General features: G+C 72.5%; 15 protein-coding genes and 1 pseudogene. 7 read left to right on the top strand and 9 right to left on the bottom strand.

All coding sequences use genetic code 11. The annotated features are described in order from the left end of the window. Positions 1–134: 134 nt before the first annotated feature. The 6 genes from BJ965_RS30790 to BJ965_RS30765 form a co-directional block, all read right to left on the bottom strand. Positions 135–722, bottom strand: coding sequence for a hypothetical protein (locus BJ965_RS30790; protein WP_376777951.1), 588 nt, complete (start codon positions 720–722; stop codon positions 135–137). A gap of 98 nt (positions 723–820) precedes the next feature. Further along, a complete protein-coding gene (locus BJ965_RS30785) occupies positions 821–2071 on the bottom strand; it encodes an MFS transporter (RefSeq protein WP_184913181.1) in 1251 nt (416 codons plus the stop codon). Between the two features lie 23 nt (positions 2072–2094). Next, on the bottom strand, positions 2095–3546 hold the full coding sequence (locus tag BJ965_RS30780) for a CitMHS family transporter (RefSeq protein ID WP_184913179.1): 1452 nt from the start codon (positions 3544–3546) through the stop codon (positions 2095–2097). A 135-nt stretch (positions 3547–3681) separates the two neighbouring features. Then, positions 3682–5949: a molybdopterin oxidoreductase family protein gene (locus BJ965_RS30775; RefSeq protein WP_184913177.1), complete on the bottom strand. Its 2268-nt coding sequence runs from the start codon at positions 5947–5949 to the stop codon at positions 3682–3684. 152 nt (positions 5950–6101) lie between these two features. After that, complete coding sequence (locus tag BJ965_RS30770; RefSeq protein WP_184913175.1) at positions 6102–6722, bottom strand: TetR/AcrR family transcriptional regulator; 621 nt, start codon at positions 6720–6722, stop codon at positions 6102–6104. Then, positions 6719–7315, bottom strand: a complete 597-nt coding sequence (locus BJ965_RS30765; protein WP_184913173.1) for a hypothetical protein — start codon at positions 7313–7315, stop codon at positions 6719–6721. Before BJ965_RS30765 ends, BJ965_RS30770 begins: the two co-directional genes overlap by 4 nt. Before the next feature lie 152 nt (positions 7316–7467). On the opposite strand from BJ965_RS30765, the gene hmgA reads away from it, so the two are divergent. The 4 genes and pseudogenes from hmgA to BJ965_RS39590 all read left to right on the top strand — a co-directional run. After that, the gene (hmgA, locus tag BJ965_RS30760; RefSeq protein ID WP_184913171.1) at positions 7468–8847 is read left to right on the top strand and encodes a homogentisate 1,2-dioxygenase; all 1380 of its coding nucleotides are present in this window, start codon (positions 7468–7470) and stop codon (positions 8845–8847) included. Between the two features lie 51 nt (positions 8848–8898). Continuing rightward, entirely contained in the window at positions 8899–9648 is a 750-nt protein-coding gene (locus tag BJ965_RS30755; RefSeq protein WP_184913168.1) for a GntR family transcriptional regulator, read from the top strand. 94 nt (positions 9649–9742) lie between these two features. Further along, positions 9743–10897, top strand: coding sequence for a type ISP restriction/modification enzyme (locus tag BJ965_RS30750; RefSeq protein WP_184913166.1), 1155 nt, complete (start codon positions 9743–9745; stop codon positions 10895–10897). A gap of 24 nt (positions 10898–10921) precedes the next feature. Continuing rightward, a pseudogene (locus BJ965_RS39590) lies at positions 10922–11135 on the top strand (ABC transporter permease); the annotation flags it as partial. 178 nt (positions 11136–11313) lie between these two features. On the opposite strand, the gene BJ965_RS30745 reads toward BJ965_RS39590, so the two are convergent. The 3 genes from BJ965_RS30745 to BJ965_RS30735 all read right to left on the bottom strand — a co-directional run bounded on the left by BJ965_RS30745 (position 11314) and on the right by BJ965_RS30735 (position 13064). Further along, positions 11314–11580 carry a hypothetical protein gene (locus BJ965_RS30745; RefSeq protein ID WP_030850794.1) on the bottom strand — a complete coding sequence of 89 codons (267 nt, stop codon included), beginning with the start codon at positions 11578–11580 and terminating at the stop codon, positions 11314–11316. A 126-nt stretch (positions 11581–11706) separates the two neighbouring features. Next, on the bottom strand, positions 11707–12525 hold the full coding sequence (locus BJ965_RS30740; RefSeq protein WP_184913164.1) for an anti-sigma factor: 819 nt from the start codon (positions 12523–12525) through the stop codon (positions 11707–11709). Next, positions 12522–13064, bottom strand: a complete 543-nt coding sequence (locus BJ965_RS30735) for a sigma-70 family RNA polymerase sigma factor (RefSeq protein ID WP_030850800.1) — start codon at positions 13062–13064, stop codon at positions 12522–12524. Before BJ965_RS30735 ends, BJ965_RS30740 begins: the two co-directional genes overlap by 4 nt. Before the next feature lie 227 nt (positions 13065–13291). On the opposite strand from BJ965_RS30735, the gene BJ965_RS30730 reads away from it, so the two are divergent. The 3 genes from BJ965_RS30730 (at position 13292) to BJ965_RS30720 (ending at position 18046) form a co-directional block, all read left to right on the top strand. Continuing rightward, positions 13292–14824: a DUF4331 domain-containing protein gene (locus BJ965_RS30730; RefSeq protein WP_184913162.1), complete on the top strand. Its 1533-nt coding sequence runs from the start codon at positions 13292–13294 to the stop codon at positions 14822–14824. Positions 14825–14930: 106 nt separating this feature from the next. After that, the gene (locus BJ965_RS30725; RefSeq protein WP_184913160.1) at positions 14931–16445 is read left to right on the top strand and encodes a tetratricopeptide repeat protein; all 1515 of its coding nucleotides are present in this window, start codon (positions 14931–14933) and stop codon (positions 16443–16445) included. Then, positions 16442–18046, top strand: coding sequence for a HoxN/HupN/NixA family nickel/cobalt transporter (locus tag BJ965_RS30720; RefSeq protein WP_184913158.1), 1605 nt, complete (start codon positions 16442–16444; stop codon positions 18044–18046). Before BJ965_RS30725 ends, BJ965_RS30720 begins: the two co-directional genes overlap by 4 nt. Positions 18047–18090 lie beyond the last annotated feature (44 nt).

The raw sequence follows: 18090 nt of genomic DNA, 5'->3' as shown, positions 1-18090 counted from the left end.
GACCGGCGCCACGCCGAACCGTCGAGGCGGCGCCGTACCCCGCCCCGCCTCCACGCCGCCTCACCGGCCCGGCGTCGGGCCCGAGCGCGTCCCCGCCCCGCCCCGGCCGGGAGGAGCGATCCGCGGACCGGGCCTTACGCGGCGCCATCGGGGCGGCGACGGAGCCGGAACCAGACCGTCCCGGCGACGGCGGCCAGGCCGACCGCGGCCGCGCCGGTGACCGGCGTGAAGGCCTCACTGCGGGCGATGCCGCCGCCGCCCGCGGGCGGGCCGCCGACCGGCGTCGTCGGCTTCGAGGTCGGGCAGTCGACCTTGAACACCTTGAACTTGCCCGCGCCGTGGGCCTGGTCGGTGAGCCACGTCAGCTTGTACTGCCCGTTGGGCAGGTCGACGGCCGTGGTACGGCCCGCGCCGGTCGCGTCGGCGGTGAAGGTGCCGGTGCGCGTGGCCCCGCCCGGGACCTCGGGCTGGGTCTGGATGGTCCAGTTGACCTTCTCGCCCGCGTCGAAGGTGAACGCGGCGAGGTAGAAGTCGCAGACCTTCGGGTCGTTGCGCTGGTTGGCCGCGGCCGTCGTGCTGGCGTGGATCTTGACGTCTCCGTTGTCCCCCGGGATCGGAGCGGCGACGGCGGACACCCCGCTCAGGGTGGTCCCTGCGAGGGTGAGGGCGGCGAGGGCGGCGGTGCGGGTGCCGGCACGACGCGCGAGGGGTACCACGGGCATGAACATGCCTCCAAGTCAGATGATTTACATACAAACACCTCGTCACCTGACTCTCTGTCACCTCATGGCCGAAAGGCGGCAGCACGCCCTACGACGCGTCAGATATCGCTCTTCCGGCGCAGCGACACCCCACGCCTGAGGCCTCTTCGCCCGTCGGAGACCTCGCCTGCCACCTCCTCCGGCTCCCGTGGCGACCGCACCGCGACCCCGGACGACAGCAGCAACAGCACGCCCAGCATCACGAACGGCGCCGCCACACCGGCGACTCCCGCCATCAAGCCGGCCGCGGCGGGCGCGGCGACCTGGCCGAGCCGGTTGCCGGTCAGGCGCAGGGCCAGAGCCGTGGAACGGGCGTCGTCGGGGGCGGCCTGGACGACCGTCGTCATGGACAGCGGCTGGCCGACCCCGAGGCAGAAGCCCAGCGCGACCAGCAGCAGGCCGAGCGCCCACACCGGCACCGGCAGGGCGATGCCCGCGCAGAGCAGGGCCGCGAGCAGACAGGTGAGCGTCAGCAGCAGGGTCCGGCCGAGCAGCCGCAGCAGGGGCGTCAGCACCATGCGGCAGGCGATCGTCGCCGCGGCGCGCAGACTGAGCAGGACGCCGATCACGGACGGTGCGATGCCCCGGTGTTCGCCGACCACCGGCAGGTAGGCGGTCAGGATGTCCGTCGCGGACAGCACGGCGAGACTGATGAAGATGCCCGCCGGCACCCCCCGGGCGCGCAGGATGCCGCCGACCGGGATGCGGTCGCTCTTGTCCGGGCGGGACGCGGACGCCGTACGGCGGTGCTCGATGCGCCACAGCGAGGTGAACGCGACCGCCGCCGTCGCACCCGCCACGATCAGGGCCAGCGCGCTGCTGCCGGCCATGTCGTCGCCGCCGATCAGCGCGCCCGCGGCGACCGGGCCGACCAGCTGGCCGAGGGCCGCGCCGATGGTGAAGTGGCCGAAGTTGCGGTCCTGTTCGTGCGGCGCGGACTGTCGGGCGACCAGGGACTGGGAGCCGATGACGAAGCACAGGTGCCCGAGGCCCATCACCCCGCTCCAGAGGGCCATCGTCCACAGGGAGCCGGCGACGCCGCTGAGGACGCAGCCGCCGGATATGAGCACCACGCCGACCGGCAGCAGGGGCGCGCAGCGGCCGTTGTCGGTGCGGCGGCCCAGGGGCACGGCGGCGAACAGGGGCAGCAGCGCGTAGACACCGGCGATCACACCGATCGCGCGCTCGTCCGCGCCCAGCGCGAGGGCCCGGTAGGAGACGGCGGGCCGAGCCATCGACACCGCCCCCTGCGCGAAGCTGAAGGCGATGACGAGGCGGAGCAGCCAGCCGCGGTTCCCACCGGGCCTCACGATGACGTCCTCCATGAAGTGGCTCAGATGATCCCGAACAACATGCCCGCGCCGAGGATGACCAGACAGGTGAGGGCGGCCCACTTCACGACGAACTTGGTGTGGTCGCCGAACTCCACCTTGGCCATGCCGACCAGGACGTAGACGGCCGGGACGAGCGGGCTCGACATGTGCAGCGGCTGGCCGACCAGGGAGGCGCGGGCCATCTCCAGCGGGGAGACACCGTGCGCGGCACCGGCCTCGGCGAGGACGGGCAGGACACCGAAGTAGAAGCCGTCGTTCGACATGAAGTAGGTGAGCGGCAGGCTCAGGAGGCCGGTGACGAGGGCCATGTGCGGGCCCATGCTGGCGGGGATGACGTCCACCATCCACTTGGCCATGTTGTCGACCATGCCGGTGCCCTGGAGGACGCCGGTGAAGACGGCGGCTGCGAAGACCATGCCGGAGACGTTCAGGACGTTCTCGGCGTGGGCGGCGATGCGGGCCTTCTGGTCCGGGATGTGCGGGAAGTTGACGGTGAGCACGAGTGCGGCGCCGAGCAGGAACAGCACCGGGATCGGCAGCAGCTCCATGATCATGGCGGTGAGCAGGCCGACCGTGAGCAGCGCGTTGAACCAGTAGAGCTTGGGGCGCAGGGTGGACCGGTTGGGGTCGAGGCCCTGGAAGCCGTCGTCCTCCTCGGAGGCCGCGGAGCCCGTGGCGTCCTCGGGAGCGTCCGTGCCGGAGCCCGCGCCACCCGCGACGCCCGCACCGGCCGTGCCGCCCTTGCGCATCGAGACCTTGCCGTCGCCGGAGCCGCCGGAGCCGACGAGAACCGTCTCGGTCTCCTTCTCCTCCTCCAGCACCTCGTCCAGCGTCAGCACGCCCAGCCGCCGGCGCTCGCGCACACCGAGCACGTACGAGAGGACGAAGACGAAGAGCAGACCGACCAGGAGGGCCGGGATCATCGGGACGAAGATGTCACTGGCGTCGAGCTTCAGCGCGGTCGCGGCACGGGCGGTCGGGCCACCCCAGGGGAGGGTGTTCATCACGCCGTTGGCCATGGCGGCGACACCGGTCATCACGACCAGGCTCATCTTCAGGCGCTTGTACAGCGGGTACATCGCCGAGACGGTGATCATGAAGGTGGTGGAGCCGTCGCCGTCCAGCGAGACGATCGCCGCGAGCAGGGCGGTGCCCACGACGATCCGCATCGGGTCGGCTTTACAGAATTTGAGGATGCCGCGGACGATCGGGTCGAAGAGACCGACGTCGATCATCACGCCGAAGTAGACGATCGCGAACATGAGCATCGCCGCGGTGGGGGCGAGGTCGGTCACGCCGTCGAGGACGTAGTCGCCGAGGTGGGCGCCCTTGCCGACGAACACGCAGAACAGCGCGGGAATCAGCACGAGCGCCGCGATCGGCGACATCTTCTTCATCATGATCAGGACCAGGAAGGTCGCGATCATGGCGAAGCCGAGGATGGTCAGCATGAGTGGATACCTAACGTTCGCCCTTGAACATCCCACCAGGGCCGGCGGTGTCCGAGACGTTAGGTGCGTTCAAGCAGCGTTAACAAGACGTTGACGTGCGAGCAATAAGCGCAAAACTGCTGGTCACAGCTTTGCTCAGGTCAGAGCGGTGAGCTTTTCGGTCACGGAGGACGCTTCCGGGCACGTCTCGGGGGCCACCTCGACCGGCACTCCGTTGAGGACCGCGTTGCCCGACAGCGGGTCGAGCAGGCGGCCGTCGAGGAGCTGGTTGACGTTGACGCCGGGGTCGGTGGAGGCGTGGCTGAGTCGGGTGCCGGGACGGTCGTGGCCCCAGCCGTGCGGCAGACTCACCACACCGCGGCGGACCGTGTCGGTGACCTCGGCCTCCACCGTCACCTCTCCCCCGGCACCCTTCACCCGCACCGGCTCCGCGCTCTTCACGCCCAGCCGCTCGGCGTCCTTTGGGTGGATGTGCAGGGTGCAGCGGTTCGAGCCGCCGGTGAGGGCGGGCACGTTGTGCATCCAGCTGTTGTTGGAGCGCAGATGACGTCGGCCGACCAGGACGAGCCCCTCGGGGCGTTCGGCGAGGGCCGCGCGCAGCCGGGGCAGGTCGTCCGCGATCGGACCGGGGAGCAGTTCCACCTGGCCGCTGCGGGTCTTCAGGGGCTGCGGCAGCCGGGGTTCGAGCGGGCCGAGGTCGATGCCGTGCGGGTGCGCGAGCAGCTTCTCCAGGCTGAGCCCGTCGGGTCGTGCGCCGAAGCCGTCGCCGTAGGGGCCGAGGCGCAGCATCATGTCGAGCCGTCGTTCGGGGCCGGTGTCGCCGGTGAGCCGGCCGGCGAGCTCGCGCGGGTCGCCGCCGTGGACCGGCGAGTGCGGCTCGTTCACCGCCTTGCCGAGGGTCTGGTCGATGACCATCCCGTCGACGGCCGCCGGGTCGGCTCCGTGCATGCCCGTGACGGCCAGGGTCAGCCGGGCCAGGATCTCCGTCTCCGCCATGCGGCCGGGTTCCAGGGGGATCGCGGGGCGGGTGTAACGGACCTGGTTGCGTACGGCGAAGGTGTTGAACGCGAAGTCGTGGTGCGGGCTCTGGGAGGGCGGGGGCGGGGGCAGGACCACGTGGGCGTGGCGCGAGGTCTCGTTGAGGTACGGGTCGACGCTGACCATGAAGTCGAGCGAGTCGAGGGCCTTGTCGAGCCGGTCGCCGTCGGGGGCGGACAGTACGGGGTTGGCGGCGACGGCGATCAGCGCCCGCACCGGCTCGCCCTCCTCGGTGGCGGTGTCGATCTCCTCCGCGAGGGCGGAGAGGGGCAGTTCGCCCTTCGCCTCGGGGTGCCGGCTCACCCGGGAGTGCCAGCGCCCGAGGGCGAAGCCGCGGCCGGGTCCGGCGGGGCGCGGGGTCCTGTCGGTGGCGGCCTGCGGGAAGAGCGCGCCGCCGGGCCGGTCGAGGTTGCCGGTGAGGATGTTCAGGACGTCGACGAGCCAGCTGGCGAGGGTGCCGTGCGGGACGGTGCAGCTGCCGATCCGGCCGTAGACGGCGGCGGTGGGGGCGGCGGCCAGCTCGCGGGCGAGGGTGCGGATGACGCCGGCCTCGACGTCACAGGCCTCCGCGACCGCCTCGGGCGTGAACTCCCGCAGTTCTGCGGCCAGTTCCTCGACGCCCTGGACGTGCGGGGTCGGCTCGACGAGGCCCTCGTCGTAGAGCACCCGCGCCATCGCCGCCAGCAGCAGCGCGTCGGTGCCGGGCCGGACGGCGATGTGCCGGTCGGCGAGCTTCGCGGTGCGGGTGCGCCGGGGGTCGATCACGACGAGGGTGCCGCCGCGGGCCTTCAGGGCCTTCAGCTTGCCGGGGAAGTCGGGGGCGGTGCACAGACTGCCGTTGGACTCCAGCGGGTTGGCGCCGATCAGGAGCAGGTGGTCGGTGCGGTCGAGGTCGGGTACGGGGATGGCGTTGGCGTCACCGAACAGCAGGCCGCTGGAGACGTGCTTGGGCATCTGGTCGACCGTGGAGGCGGTGAAGACGCTGCGGGTGCCGAGCCCGGCGAGCAGGACGGCCGGGTAGAGGGCACCGGCCATGGTGTGCACGTTGGGGTTGCCGAGGACGACGCCGACGGAGTTCGGGCCGTGGCGCTCCACGACGGGCCTGACGCCGGCGGCGACCGCGTCGAAGGCCTCCTCCCAGGTGGCCTCGCGCAACTCGCCGTCCCGCCGTACGAGCGGGGTGCGCAACCGGTCGGGGTCGGAGTCGACAGCCCCGAAGGAGGCGCCCTTGGGGCAGATGAATCCCCGGCTGAACACGTCGTCGCGGTCACCGCGGGCGTGGGTGACGCGCGTCCCCTCGATGGTGAGGGTCAGGCCGCAGGTGGCCTCGCACAGGGGGCAGATACGCAGGGCGGTGCGGGACACGGGTCCTCCCGGGGGGCGGCGGCTACGGTGACGCGCTGACGCGTCCGAGCATACCGACCGGTATGGACGGTGGGGAGGCCCTCGCGGGATCCGGTCGGTCGAGCAGTGGAGGCCCTTGCGGGATCCAGGTCAGCCCCCTCACGGGATCCAGGTCAGTCGAGCACCCGTGCCAGATAGGCCCGCAGCATCTCCCGGGCCTCGTCGATGATCCGCCGGTCCCCCTCCGGCGCGACCCGGAACGCCAGGTGCACGAGGGTGTCGGCGGTCTCGACGGCGATGAGGAAGACGCGGCGCAGATCGTCGTCGGGCTCGCGGTCGAGGTATCCGGACAGGAGTTCGGTGAGGCGGTCGGCGACGCGGTGGTTGGGTTCGGCGTCACGGGCGCCGACCGGGATCTGATTGCCGAAGTCGACGAGGGAGAAGCCGGGCGCGGTGCGCTTCATCTCCAGGTACTCGTCGAGCACCACGTCCATGGCCGTGCGCCAGCCCTCGCCCTCGCCGGTGCGGCGCAGACGCTCGGTGACGCGCACGGTGTACCGCTCGAGGTTGCGCTGCGCCAGCGCGTCGGCCATCTGGCGCTTGTTGCCGAAAAAGCGGTAGACCGAGCCGATCGGGACGGAGGCACGCTGGGCGACGGCACGGGTGCTCAGGGCGTCGTAGCCGACCTCGTCGAGGAGGTCGGCGCAGGCGTCGAGGATCCTGGTCAGGCGTTCGGCACTGCGCCGCTGCACGGGCGCACGACGGAGCGATGTCGCGGGGGGCACGGGTTTCATGATGCCCTTCCGGCGCCGTCGGGTGAACCTCGCCCCCCGGTGTCCGCGCCCTGCGTCCGGGCCTTGCGCCGGGAGGCCGCGTCCGGCGGGATCCCCGGGCCGGGCTCCGAGGACGTGATGTCGGCCGTGCTCTCCACGGGCTGGCCGTCCACGGCCCATACCGTGCCGTCGTCGGCGTAGAGGCGGGCGGTGACGTGGTGGGTGCCGCGCGGCACGAGGCGGGTGTCGAGCCGGTAGTCGGAGGCGCGCAGCCGGGCGACGGGGCGGCCGTCGACGAAGAGGTGCGCGAGACCCCGTCCGGCCACCGCGCGGGCTGCCGCGCCGGTCGGGGAGAAGCGGAAGTTGCGCACGGTCAGGCGTACGTCCCAGCCGCCTGCCGCGTCGGGCTGCACCTCGATCCCGACGTCGGGGGCACCCTCCCGCCCGACCTCGCGATAGGGCCGCCCCTCCGGGTCCCGGTCCTCCAGGATCTTGCCCACCGGTGTGGCCGACCCGGCACCCTCCCGGGCGTCGCCGGAGCCGCAGCCCGCGGATCCGGCCAGCAGGAGGACACAGACCGCGAGCGCGGCGAAAGGTCTCCGTGTCCACGTCATGTCCGGGAGCGTAGAACAGACGTCCGGCCCGGCGGATCGTTCTCAAGTCGGGTTCAGGTCATCCGTCAAGAGGAGGGGCGCGCCCCCCTTGCGTCGGGGAAAACGCAATCCTACGGTACGGCATAGGAATCGTACGCAAGGGAGCAGCGATCATGGGCGATGGGGGCACCACCCGCGCGAGCACGTTCGAGCGTGGGGGAGCGCGGAAGACCGCCGAAGGACTGACCTACCTCTCCGGCTTCGGCAACGAGCACAGCTCGGAGGCCGTCCCGGGCGCACTGCCCGAGGGCCGCAACTCACCCCAGCGGGCACCCCTCGGGCTGTACGCCGAGCAGCTGAGCGGTTCGGCTTTCACCGAGCCGCGCGCCCACAACCGCCGCTCGTGGCTGTACCGGATTCGCCCGTCGGCCGCGCACCCGGCGTTCACCCGGACCCACGGTGGCTCGATCCGCACCGCTCCCTTCACGCAGACCGTGCCCGACCCCAACCGCGTGCGCTGGAACCCGCTGCCCGACCCGGCGCCGGAGACCGACTTCCTGGCGGGCCTGTGGACCCTGGGCGGCAACGGTGACGCCACCCAGCGGACCGGCATCGCCGTGCACCTCTACGCGGCCAACGCCTCGATGGACCGGGTGTTCAGCGACGCCGACGGCGAGCTGCTCATCGTCCCGGAGCGCGGCGGGCTGCTGCTGCACACCGAGTTCGGTCTGCTTCATGTGGAGCCGGGACATGTGGCGCTCGTTCCCCGTGGGGTCCGCTTCCGTGTGGAGCTCCTGGACACGGCGTCCGACGGCGGGCAGAGCCCGACGGCCCGCGGCTATGTGTGCGAGAACTACGGCGCTCCCTTCCGCCTCCCCGACCTGGGCCCGATCGGCGCCAACGGGCTCGCCAACCCCCGGGACTTCCGCGCACCGGTGGCGGCGTACGAGGACGTCGAGGGCCCGGTGGAGGTGGTGAACAAGTTCTGCGGCAACCTGTGGACGGCCACCTACGACCACTCCCCTCTCGACGTGGTCGCCTGGCACGGCAACCATGTGCCCTACGTCTACGACCTGCGCCGTTTCAATGCGCTCGGCACCATCACCTACGACCACCCCGACCCGTCGATCTTCACGGTGCTGACGTCCCCGTCGGACACCCCGGGGCTCGCCGGTTGCGACTTCGTGGTGTTCGCGCCGCGCTGGCTGGTGGGCGAGGACACCTTCCGGCCGCCGTACTTCCACCGGAACGTGATGACCGAGTACATGGGCCTGATCGAGGGCGCCTACGACGCCAAGGCGGAAGGCTTCGTACCGGGGGGCGGTTCGCTGCACAACATGATGTCGGCGCACGGCCCGGACCGGGAGACGTTCGACCGGGCGAGCGCCGCGGAGCTGAAGCCGCAGAAGATCGACGACGGTCTGGCGTTCATGTTCGAGACGCGCTGGCCGCTCACCCTCACCCCGCAGGCCGCACGCGCGGAGCACCTCCAGCAGCGTTACGACGACGTCTGGCAGGGCCTGGAACGACACTTCCGCCCCCAGGGAGCCTGAGGGATCAGAAGCCCCCTTGCACTGATCATTTCCTACCGGTACGGATGGCCCGTGACCTCCTTCGCCCCGGATTCCATCGTCCTGAATCGCAAGCTGCCGCTCTGGTACCAGGTGTCGCAGTCGCTGCGCGCCTCGATCCTCGGCCGCTCGCCCCAGGACCCGCTGCGGCTGCCCACCGAGGAGCAGCTGGCCGGGCACTACGGCGTGAGCGTGCTGACGATGCGGCAGGCGCTGAAGGAGCTGGAGGACGAGGGGCTGATCTCGCGCCATCGCCGGCGGGGCACGTTCATCGAGCCGGACGCGCGCCGGGGTTCCCCGGTGCGCCTGCTCGGCTCGGTGGACGCGATCGTGGCCCAGCAGTCCGGCATGACGACCGAACTGCTGGACCACGGCAGCGCGCCCGTGCCGGGTGAACTCGCCGAGTTCTTCCCGGATGTCCGGGAGGTGTCGACGTACCACCGGCTGCGCAGCGACGAGAAGACCGGTGAGCCGACGAACCACGCCCGCAACTACGTGCGTCCCGAACTGGCCGCGCGGATCGACCTGGACGACCTCGTCCGGTGGCCGATGACCAAGGTGCTGCGGGACGTCGCGGGGGCGGACATCAGCCGCATCACGGACACGGTGGAGGCGCGGCTGGCCGACCCGGAGACCTCGAAGCTGCTCCAAGTCCCCCTGCTGAGCCCGATCCTGCACTACACCGGGGTGACGTACGACGCCGGGGGACGGCCGCTGGACGTGGCCGTCATCCACTACCGGGGGGACCGCTTCTCCTTCACGGTGACCCTGGACGCCACGTGAGCGCTCCGCTGGAAGCACCGCGTCCGCCCGCGCCCCGGTGGGGGCCGGTCGCGCCGGTCCCCGCGCCCCTTCAGGGCGCCGGATACGTCGTACGATGCCCAGCGTGACGCACGACGACGCTCCGCTGCTGGCGGACCTCATGCCGTGGTCCGTCGCACCGCCGCGGCTCGGCCGGGGCTGGCCGGCGGCCCCCGACGCGGGGTCCCTGAAGGCCCGCTGGGACGCCCTGGTCAAGGCCGAGGGCCCCGACCGCGAGGCGCTGTTCGAACCGACGCGTTCGCGCACGCTGCACACGGCGGTCGGCCAACTGCCCGGCCGAAGCGGCAGCGGCACGGAGAAGCTGGTGCGCGCCTCGGGGCCCTGCCCGGAGCCGGTGCGCGTCCTGCTCGCGCCCTACGACGAGCAATGGCTGATCCCCGACCAGCGGCTCATCGACGCGGCCCGCCCGGAGCTGTGGCGGGTGGCGGACCCGCGGCAGGTCTTCGTGGCGGAGACGCCCGGGGCGGCCCCTCCCCTGCTCGTCACCTCACTGCTCCCGCTGTTCCGGCCCGGCCGGGTCCGCCCGCTGTTCCGCCGCCCGGGCGGCCACGAGCCGAATCTGGCGCCGGGACTGGCGGAGCACCTCGGCACCCGGCTGGGCGGCACCCCGGCACCGCTGGACGTGCTGGCCTGGATCACGGCCACGGCCCGCCCTGACCTCACCGTCCCGCTCACCGGGGACGCCGACGCGTGGGAGCGGGGCCTGGAGCTGGGGCACCGGATGCTGTGGCTGATGCGCCGCGACGGCGAACGCCCCAAGCTGCCCGGCGGCCGCCGCCCCTACGTCCGCGCCCCGCTGCCCTCCCGGCCCGTGACGCTGCGCTACGACCGGGACGAGGAGGCCCTGTTCCTGGACGAGGGCCGCATCTCCCCCGTACCGCCGCAGGCCTGGGACTTCGAGGTGGGGGGAGTCCGCGTCCTGGAGCAGTGGTTCGCGGCCCGCGTCACCGCCCCCGAGCCGGGCACGCTGGCGGCGATCCGTCCCGCCACCTGGCCGCAGGCCTGGACGTCGGAGCTGCTGGAGCTGATCACCGTCCTCGCGCTGCTGGCCGAACTGCGTCCTCCGGAGGGGCCGGAGCTCCCCGACCCGGTCACGGCGACGGAGCTGAGCAAGGCCGGTGTCCTCCCGGTGCGGAGTGCGGCCCGCCGCCCGGCATCGGTGCTGGAGGGTCCCGAGGAGGGCCCCGAGGGGCAGCTGGCGCTGCTCTAGCGCAGCTCGGGGTCGAAGGCGAGCGGGCTGCCGGGACGGCTGCGGACGGTCGCGGAGTGGAATCCGGTCAGCGCGCCGGCGACGGACCTGCGGGGCCTCTTCGGCAACGCGCCGGTGCCCGACGGGGCGGCCCGGCCGGTGACTCACCCTGTAGCGGGGGTCGCTGCTGTGGTGCGCCGTGCTGCTCGGGGTGTTCGTGCCGCCGGCCGTGCGTCAGTACGCGCACGGGGATCGGTGAACGGGCGGCCGGAGCCGCGGGGACAGCCCCCGGTCACTGCCGGGCGGGGATGAGGCACCGACAGAGGGCGTGCCGCGCTCGGGAACACACCTGGCGTCGCTGCGAGCCGCGGGGATGACGGACGACGAGTGTCGCAGCGGTGCGCCAGGGGCGGTGTGACCGCCCGAGCGCGGGACCCCTACCTGCTGCCGAACAGCGAGCGACGCAGTCGGCGCAGCGGCGCGAAGAGCGAGACGCGACGCACACGCGCGCCCCTGCCACTGCGGTCGTGCGGCTGACGCGCGGTCAGTTCCCGCATCAGCGAGGTCGCCTCGACCGTCTCCCGCTGGGGGACGGCGGGGCCGCCCAGCACCGAGAGGTGGCGGTCGAGGCGCGAACTGGTCGCGCTGCTCCCGCAGGTGATCGCAGGGACCCTGGCCCTGCTGCGCACTGTTATCTGATCCATGTCACTCCCCACCCGTACGAGTCCACCCGGCCCGGGCAGGTTAACCCTATCGCCCCGTCCGGGCACTCGTGTATCGCGGTCACAGGATTCACCTTCCCCATAAGGGGGTTGACGATGTATCTCCGGTTACTCTCCGAATCCAACAGATTTCAGGGCGAGTTGGACGATCGGCTGAGTAGTGGGCTGCGGCGATCCCCCGCCGGGCTCGACGGTCACGGCCAGTGACGTCGCGGAGGTGCCCAGACCCGTTGCGACCAGGGGCGTGTCGCCCTCGAAGAGCCCGAGGGAGCGTGGTTGCGCGCCCGGGCGCATGAGCCACAACTGGTGCACGCGGCCGCCCGCGGGCGTCCCGTATCCGCCGAGGGTGACCACCGCGCTCCCCTCCGTGGCGGAAGCGACCACTCCGATGGTGCGGCCCCGTCCGTCCCGGCCACTGCTCGCACGGGCGTCCGGAGCTGCCAGAACGTGGGCGATCTCACGTGACCGATCTTGCTCGGCGGTCAGCCGGTCCTGGGTCCGGTTCGCCTGCACGGCGAACAGCGAGGCGACGACGAGGGCCGCGGCGGCGGTGGCCGTGGCGAAGGGCACGAACAGCGGGATCCGGCGCCGCTGCCGCTGCCGCGGCGGCGGCTGGGCGCCCCAGACGTGCGGCGGCAGCTGCGTCGCACGCGTCCGTGCCGGCTCACGAGCCGCGCCCTGCGGCGCCGGGTCCTGCGGAGTCGTCCGTACGGCGAGCATCACCCGGTCACGCAGCGCGGCCGGGGGCGGGGCGGTCGTGGACCAGGCGAGCCGGACGGCGTCCTCGGTCAGGGCACGCACCTCGGCGGCGCAGCGGTCGCAGTCCCTCAGGTGCTTCCGGAAGCGGACCCGCTCCGGGGGCTCCAGGGCGTCCAGCGCGTAGGGCGCGGCGAGCGAGTGCAGGTCCTCGCGGCGGAAGAGGCTCATGCCACTCCTCCCAGGCACTCGCGCATCCGGGTCAGCCCGTCCCGCATGCGGGTCTTGACGGTGCCCAGCGGCAGGGAGAGCTGCTCGGCCACTTCACGGTACGTGTAGCCCTCGTAGTAGGCGAGGGTGACCGACTGGCGCTGCAGGACGGTGAGCCGGTCCAGGCAGCGGCGCACCCACTCGCGTTCGAGGCCGGCCTCGACCTCCTCGGTGACCTGGTCGAAGGCGGGCTGGTTCGCCCGCAGTGCCTCGCGCTGCTCGCGCTCCCCGGCCGCCCGGGCGCTGCGGACCCGGTCGACGGCGCGGCGGTGGGCGAGGGTGAGGATCCAGGACATCGCGCTGCCCCGGCCGGGGTCGAACTTCGCCGCGGACCGCCACAGTTCGAGCAGCACCTCCTGAGCCACCTCCTCCGACTGGGCGGGGTCGCGCACCACGCGCCGTACGAGACCGAACACCGGTCCGGACACCACTCCGTACAGCTCCTCGAACGCCTTCTGGTCCCCACCTGCCACGAGCAGCAGCAGCTCGTCCGCCTCCACTCGGTCCCCCTCTCCGAGGCCGCACCGGGCCTGTCCCCTCACACGAGGCACTCGCAACGCACACACCTCCGGACGGGGTTACGGATCAGCGCGCCGAAAACGCGGGTCGCCCGGCGATGAAACAACTTTCCCCACTCGCCGTAAGAACGTTTGAGATTCGACCAATCCGCTTCGCCGACCACTCCGAATGGCGTGTGTCAGGCAAGTTGGCACCGAGGACGGACGGCATGACACCTAGCTTCAGGACCGGCGCGGGGCGCCGGAGCATCGCGACTGTGATCTGTGGTGCGCTGGCCACCGGCGGGCTCGCCGCCGCCGGTGTGACCGCGCTGGCACCTGAGGAGGCCTCCGCCTCCAGCCACCGCGAGGCCCCGCTGATCTCGGGAACCCCCCAGTACGACAACACCGACGTGTACGCGTTCGTCAGCCCGGACAAGCCGGACACGACGACCATCGTCGCGAACTGGATCCCCTTCGAGGAACCGGCCGGCGGGCCCAACTTCTTCCCGTTCGCCGAGGACGCCCAGTACGACCTGCGCATCGACAGCAACGGTGACGCGCAGGAAGACCTGCTGTTCCGGTACACGTTCAAGACGCACACGAAGAACGACAAGACCTTCCTCTACAACACGGGCCCGGTCGAGAGCCTCGACGACCCCGACCTCAACATCACGCAGACGTACGACCTCGAACTGATCAAGCTGAAGCGCCTGAAGGCCGTGTCGAAGACCAAGGTCGCCGACGACGTGCCGGTCGCGCCGTCGAACGTCGGCAAGGCGTCGATGCCGGACTACGACACCCTGCGCAAGCAGGCGGTCCACAAACTCGCCGGGGGCGCCCAGACGTTCGCCGGGCAGGCCGACGACCCGTTCTTCCTGGACCTGCGCGTCTTCGACCTGCTGTACGGCGGGAACCTCTCCGAGGTCGGCAATGACACCCTCAAGGGCTACAACGTCAACTCGATCGCCCTGCAGGTGCCCAACAGCTTCATCACCGAGTCGCACGAGCAGCCGGTCGTCGGCATCTGGTCGACGACGCAGCGCAAGAACGCCAAGGGCTACTTCTCGCAGGTCTCGCGCCTCGGCAACCCGCTGGTGAACGAGGTCGTCAACCCGCTGAAGGACAAGGACAAGTTCAACGCGTCGACGCCGCGGGACGACGCCCAGTTCCTGGAGAACGTCACCAACCCGGAGCTGCCCAAGCTCATCGAGGCGATCTACAAGATCCCGGCGCCGGCCGAGCCGCGCAACGACCTGGTCGACGTCTTCCTCAAGGGCGTCAAGGACCTCAACCAGCCGCCGCACGTGACGCCGTCGGAGCAGCTGCGGCTCAACACGTCCGTCAAGCCGGCCGCCAAGCCCAAGCGGCTGGGCGTCCTGGACGGTGACAACGCGGGCTTCCCGAACGGCCGTCGCCTCACCGACGACGTGATCGACGCCTCGCTCCAGGTCGTCGAGGGCGAACTGCTGGGCGCGAAGAACGACCTCGGTGACGCGGTCGACAAGAACGACAAGAAGTTCGAGAAGTCCTTCCCGTACGTGGCCCTGCCGACGGAGGGTTCGCGCGGCCCGCTCGCCAAGGGCGTGGACGGCGGCAACGACGTCCGCAGCCAGCTGGGCGACGCGCTCCAGCCGGCCGGCGCGGAGGGTTCGGACGACATGCGCCTGATGGCCGCCTCCGCGGGGGCCGGCGCCGGCGGCATCGTCCTGATCGGCGCGGCCCTGATGTGGTGGCGCCGCATGCGGAACCGGGCGTACTGACCCGCTCCGCTCTCACGGACTGGCGCGGCCCGTTCCCCATCCCCCACGGCGCGGGCCGCGCCGCCGACTCCACTCCCGCACCAGCCCATCCGATCGAGGAGAGGTCATGCCTCCGCGTCCGACCGACAGCACACCGGAGAGGCCCGACGACGACCGCGTGCCGTCGACGGACCCGGAGCCCGGGATCACCGGGGAGCGGGAGGGCGGCACCGGGAGCGGCTCCGCCCCCGGGCCCGGCGTCGATCAACGGGTCGCGGCGGTGCGGCGGGCCGCCGACGGGGGGCGGCGGTGGCGGGCCCTGCATGTGGCCGGGTGCGCCGTGCTGCTGGCGGTCGCGGTGACCGGTGGGGCCATCGCGGTCGGGGGTGCGCAGGACCGCGGGGCCGGTGTCGACGCCGTGTCCGCGGCCGGGGCGCTGTCGCCCGGCGATCTCGCCCGGGGGGACCTCGACGCGGGCATCGCCTCCCTGCAGAAGCATCTGCGGGCCCAGCCGAAGGACTTCGGCAGCTGGGCCACCCTCGGGGTCGCCTACGTCGAGCAGGCCCGTACGAAGGGCGACCCCTCCCGGTATCCGCAGGCCCAGCGCGCCCTGAAGCGGTCCCTCGGACTGGAGCCCGGCAACGACCAGGCCCTGGCCGGGCAGGCCGCCCTCGCCGCCGCCCGGCACGACTTCCCCGGCGCCCTGGCCCATGCCGAGCGGGCCCTGAAGCAGAACCCCTACAACGAACGCGCCCTGTGCACCCGGATCGACGCCCTCGTCGAACTCGGCCGGTACGACGACGCCTCGAAGGCCGCCGACACCGCCGACGACAGGCGCCCCGGGATACCCGTCTTCACGCGGTACGCGTACGTGCGCGAGCTGCGCGGCGACGTCCGCACGGCGCGCGAGGTGCTGGAGCGCGCCCTCAACTCGGCGCACGCCCCCGCCGACGTCGCGTACGTCGCCACCGCCCTCGGTCAACTCGCCTGGAACCAGGGCGAGTACAAGACGGCTCTCGGCCACTACGCCCGTGCCCTCGCCGCCGACGACGCGTATCTGCCCGCCCTGGAGGGCCGTGCCCGCGCCCAGGCGGCGAGCGGTGACCGGACGGCCGCCGTGCGGGGGCTGGAGCAGGTCGTCGCCCGGTTCCCGCTGCCCGGCCCGCTCGTCGCCCTCGGCGAGCTGTACGAGGACCGCGGCGCCGACGGCGACCGGGCGAAGGCCGGCGACCAGTACGCCCTCGTCGACGCCTGGACGGCCCTCGCCCGCGCCGGCGGCGCCAACACCGACCTCGAGACGGCCATGGCCGCCGCCGACCACGGCGACAAGAAGGAGGCCCTGCGCGCCGCCCGCGCCGAGTGGGACCGCCGCCACAGCGTGCACACCGCCGACGCGCTCGCCTGGGCCCTGCACGTCAACGGCCGTGACGAGGAGGCCCTGCCGTACGCCCGCCGGGCGACCGCCACCGGCTACCGCAACGCCGTCTTCCTCTACCACCGCGGCGTCATCGAGCGGGCCACCGGTGACGATCGCGGGGCCCGGTCGCGTCTGAAGGCCGCGCTGGACCTGAACCCCGGCTTCTCGCCCCTCGGCGCGCGTGAGGCCCGTACCGCACTCAAGGACCTGGAGGGGAACCGGTGACCCTGCGCCGGCTGTTCGCGTCCGGCGCCGCCGTCCTCACGGCCGCCTGCGCGCTCACCCTGCTGCCCGCCGCCACGGCGAGCGCCCACCCGCTGGGCAACTTCACCGTCAACCGCTACGACGGCCTGGTCGCCGCCCCCGGCGAACTGCGGGTCCACCACGTCGAGGACCTCGCCGAGATCCCGGCGACCCAGGCGGGACCGGACATCGAACGGCTGGGCATCGCCATGTGGGCCCGCGAGCGGTGCGCCACCGCCGCCGAGGACAGCCGGGCGACCGTCGACGGACGCGGAGTCGCCCTCACCGCCGAGCGCAGCCACGCGCGTGTGCGGCCCGGACAGGCGGGGCTCGACACCCTCCGGGTGGAGTGCGAGCTGACCGCGCCGCTCCCGTCGGACGAGAAGACCCTGTCGGTCGGCTTCCGCGGCGCTGGTGCCTCGACCGGCCCGGGCTGGCGGGAGATCACGGCACGGGGCGACCGTATGACACTCGCCGCCTCGGACGTGCCGGAGAAGTCGATCTCGGACGAACTGACCAGCTATCCGGAGGAGTTGCTCTCCTCACCGGCCGACACCGCGTCGGCCGCCCTGCGGGTGCGTCCCGGCGGCGCCGCCCTCGCCGAGGAGGAGTCGGACGCCCCCGCGGCCTCCGTGCTCCCGCGCGGCGCGGACCGCTGGACGCGTGCCCTGGACGACCTGGTGGCCCGGCAGGACCTCACCGCCGGTTTCGCCGCGCTGGCCCTGCTCATCGCCGTCGTCCTGGGTGCGATGCACGCGCTCGCCCCGGGCCACGGCAAGACCATCATGGCCGCGACGGCGGCGGCCCGGGGCGGCCAGGCCCGGATGAAGGACGTCCTGCCCATGGCCGCCTCGGTGACCATCACACACACCCTGGGCGTGGTCGCCCTGGGCCTGCTGGTGACGGCCGGCTCGGCGGCGGCGCCCTCGGTGATCGCCTGGCTCGGCGTCGCCAGCGGTCTCCTGGTGACGCTGGCGGGCGCGAGCCTGGTCCGCCGCGCCCTGCGCAACCGCGCGCACACCCACCACCCGCAGGGTCATCAGCACGGCCACCCTCACGGCCACGGAAGCCACACCCACGACCACGACGGCCACACCCACGACCACGACCATCACGACAAGCACGACCACGACCACGACCACAAGCACGACCACCCGCACGATCACAGCCACCCCCACTCCCACCCCCACACGGTCGAGCACACCCACGGCGGTTCCACCCACAGCCACGCCATCGCCCCCACCCTGCGCGGCACGATCCTCATGGGCTTCGCGGGCGGTCTCGTGCCCAGCCCGTCCGCCGTGGTGGTGCTGGTCGGCGCCGCCGCCCTCGGGCAGGCCTGGTTCGGTCTGCTGCTCGTCGTCGCGTACGGCGTCGGGCTGGCGCTCACCCTCACGGCCGCCGGGTACGCCGTCGTCAAGGCGGGCAGCGGCATGACCCGGCTCCTGGACCGGCGCCCCCGCTGGACGGGAGGCCCGATGGCGGCCCTGGTGCGCCGCACCGCACCGCTCGGTTCGGCCTTCGCCGTGGTGGTTCTCGGGGCCGGACTGGTGTTCAAGGGGGCGGCATCCGCACTCGGCTGAGTTACGTTCGTGAGAGATCGGACGTCAGGAGAAAAGCGGGCGTC

The organism is Streptomyces luteogriseus (assembly GCF_014205055.1).
GTDB lineage: Bacteria > Actinomycetota > Actinomycetes > Streptomycetales > Streptomycetaceae > Streptomyces > Streptomyces luteogriseus.
Note: the sequence above shows the minus strand (reverse complement) of the source record. Positions and strands in the feature narration are given on the sequence as shown.

Excerpts from the sequence above, each read along its gene's own strand:
- BJ965_RS30770 (WP_184913175.1), bottom strand. The coding sequence starts at position 6,722 with ATGAAACCCGTGCCCCCCGCGACATCGCTCCGTCGTGCGCCCGTGCAG.
- BJ965_RS30730 (WP_184913162.1), top strand. The coding sequence starts at position 13,292 with ATGACACCTAGCTTCAGGACCGGCGCGGGGCGCCGGAGCATCGCGACT.
- BJ965_RS30750 (WP_184913166.1), top strand. The coding sequence starts at position 9,743 with ATGCCCAGCGTGACGCACGACGACGCTCCGCTGCTGGCGGACCTCATG.
- BJ965_RS30745 (WP_030850794.1), bottom strand. The coding sequence starts at position 11,580 with ATGGATCAGATAACAGTGCGCAGCAGGGCCAGGGTCCCTGCGATCACC.
- BJ965_RS30780 (WP_184913179.1), bottom strand. The coding sequence starts at position 3,546 with ATGCTGACCATCCTCGGCTTCGCCATGATCGCGACCTTCCTGGTCCTG.
- BJ965_RS30740 (WP_184913164.1), bottom strand. The coding sequence starts at position 12,525 with ATGAGCCTCTTCCGCCGCGAGGACCTGCACTCGCTCGCCGCGCCCTAC.
- BJ965_RS30790 (WP_376777951.1), bottom strand. The coding sequence starts at position 722 with ATGCCCGTGGTACCCCTCGCGCGTCGTGCCGGCACCCGCACCGCCGCC.
- BJ965_RS30765 (WP_184913173.1), bottom strand. The coding sequence starts at position 7,315 with ATGACGTGGACACGGAGACCTTTCGCCGCGCTCGCGGTCTGTGTCCTC.
- BJ965_RS30725 (WP_184913160.1), top strand. The coding sequence starts at position 14,931 with ATGCCTCCGCGTCCGACCGACAGCACACCGGAGAGGCCCGACGACGAC.
- hmgA (WP_184913171.1), top strand. The coding sequence starts at position 7,468 with ATGGGCGATGGGGGCACCACCCGCGCGAGCACGTTCGAGCGTGGGGGA.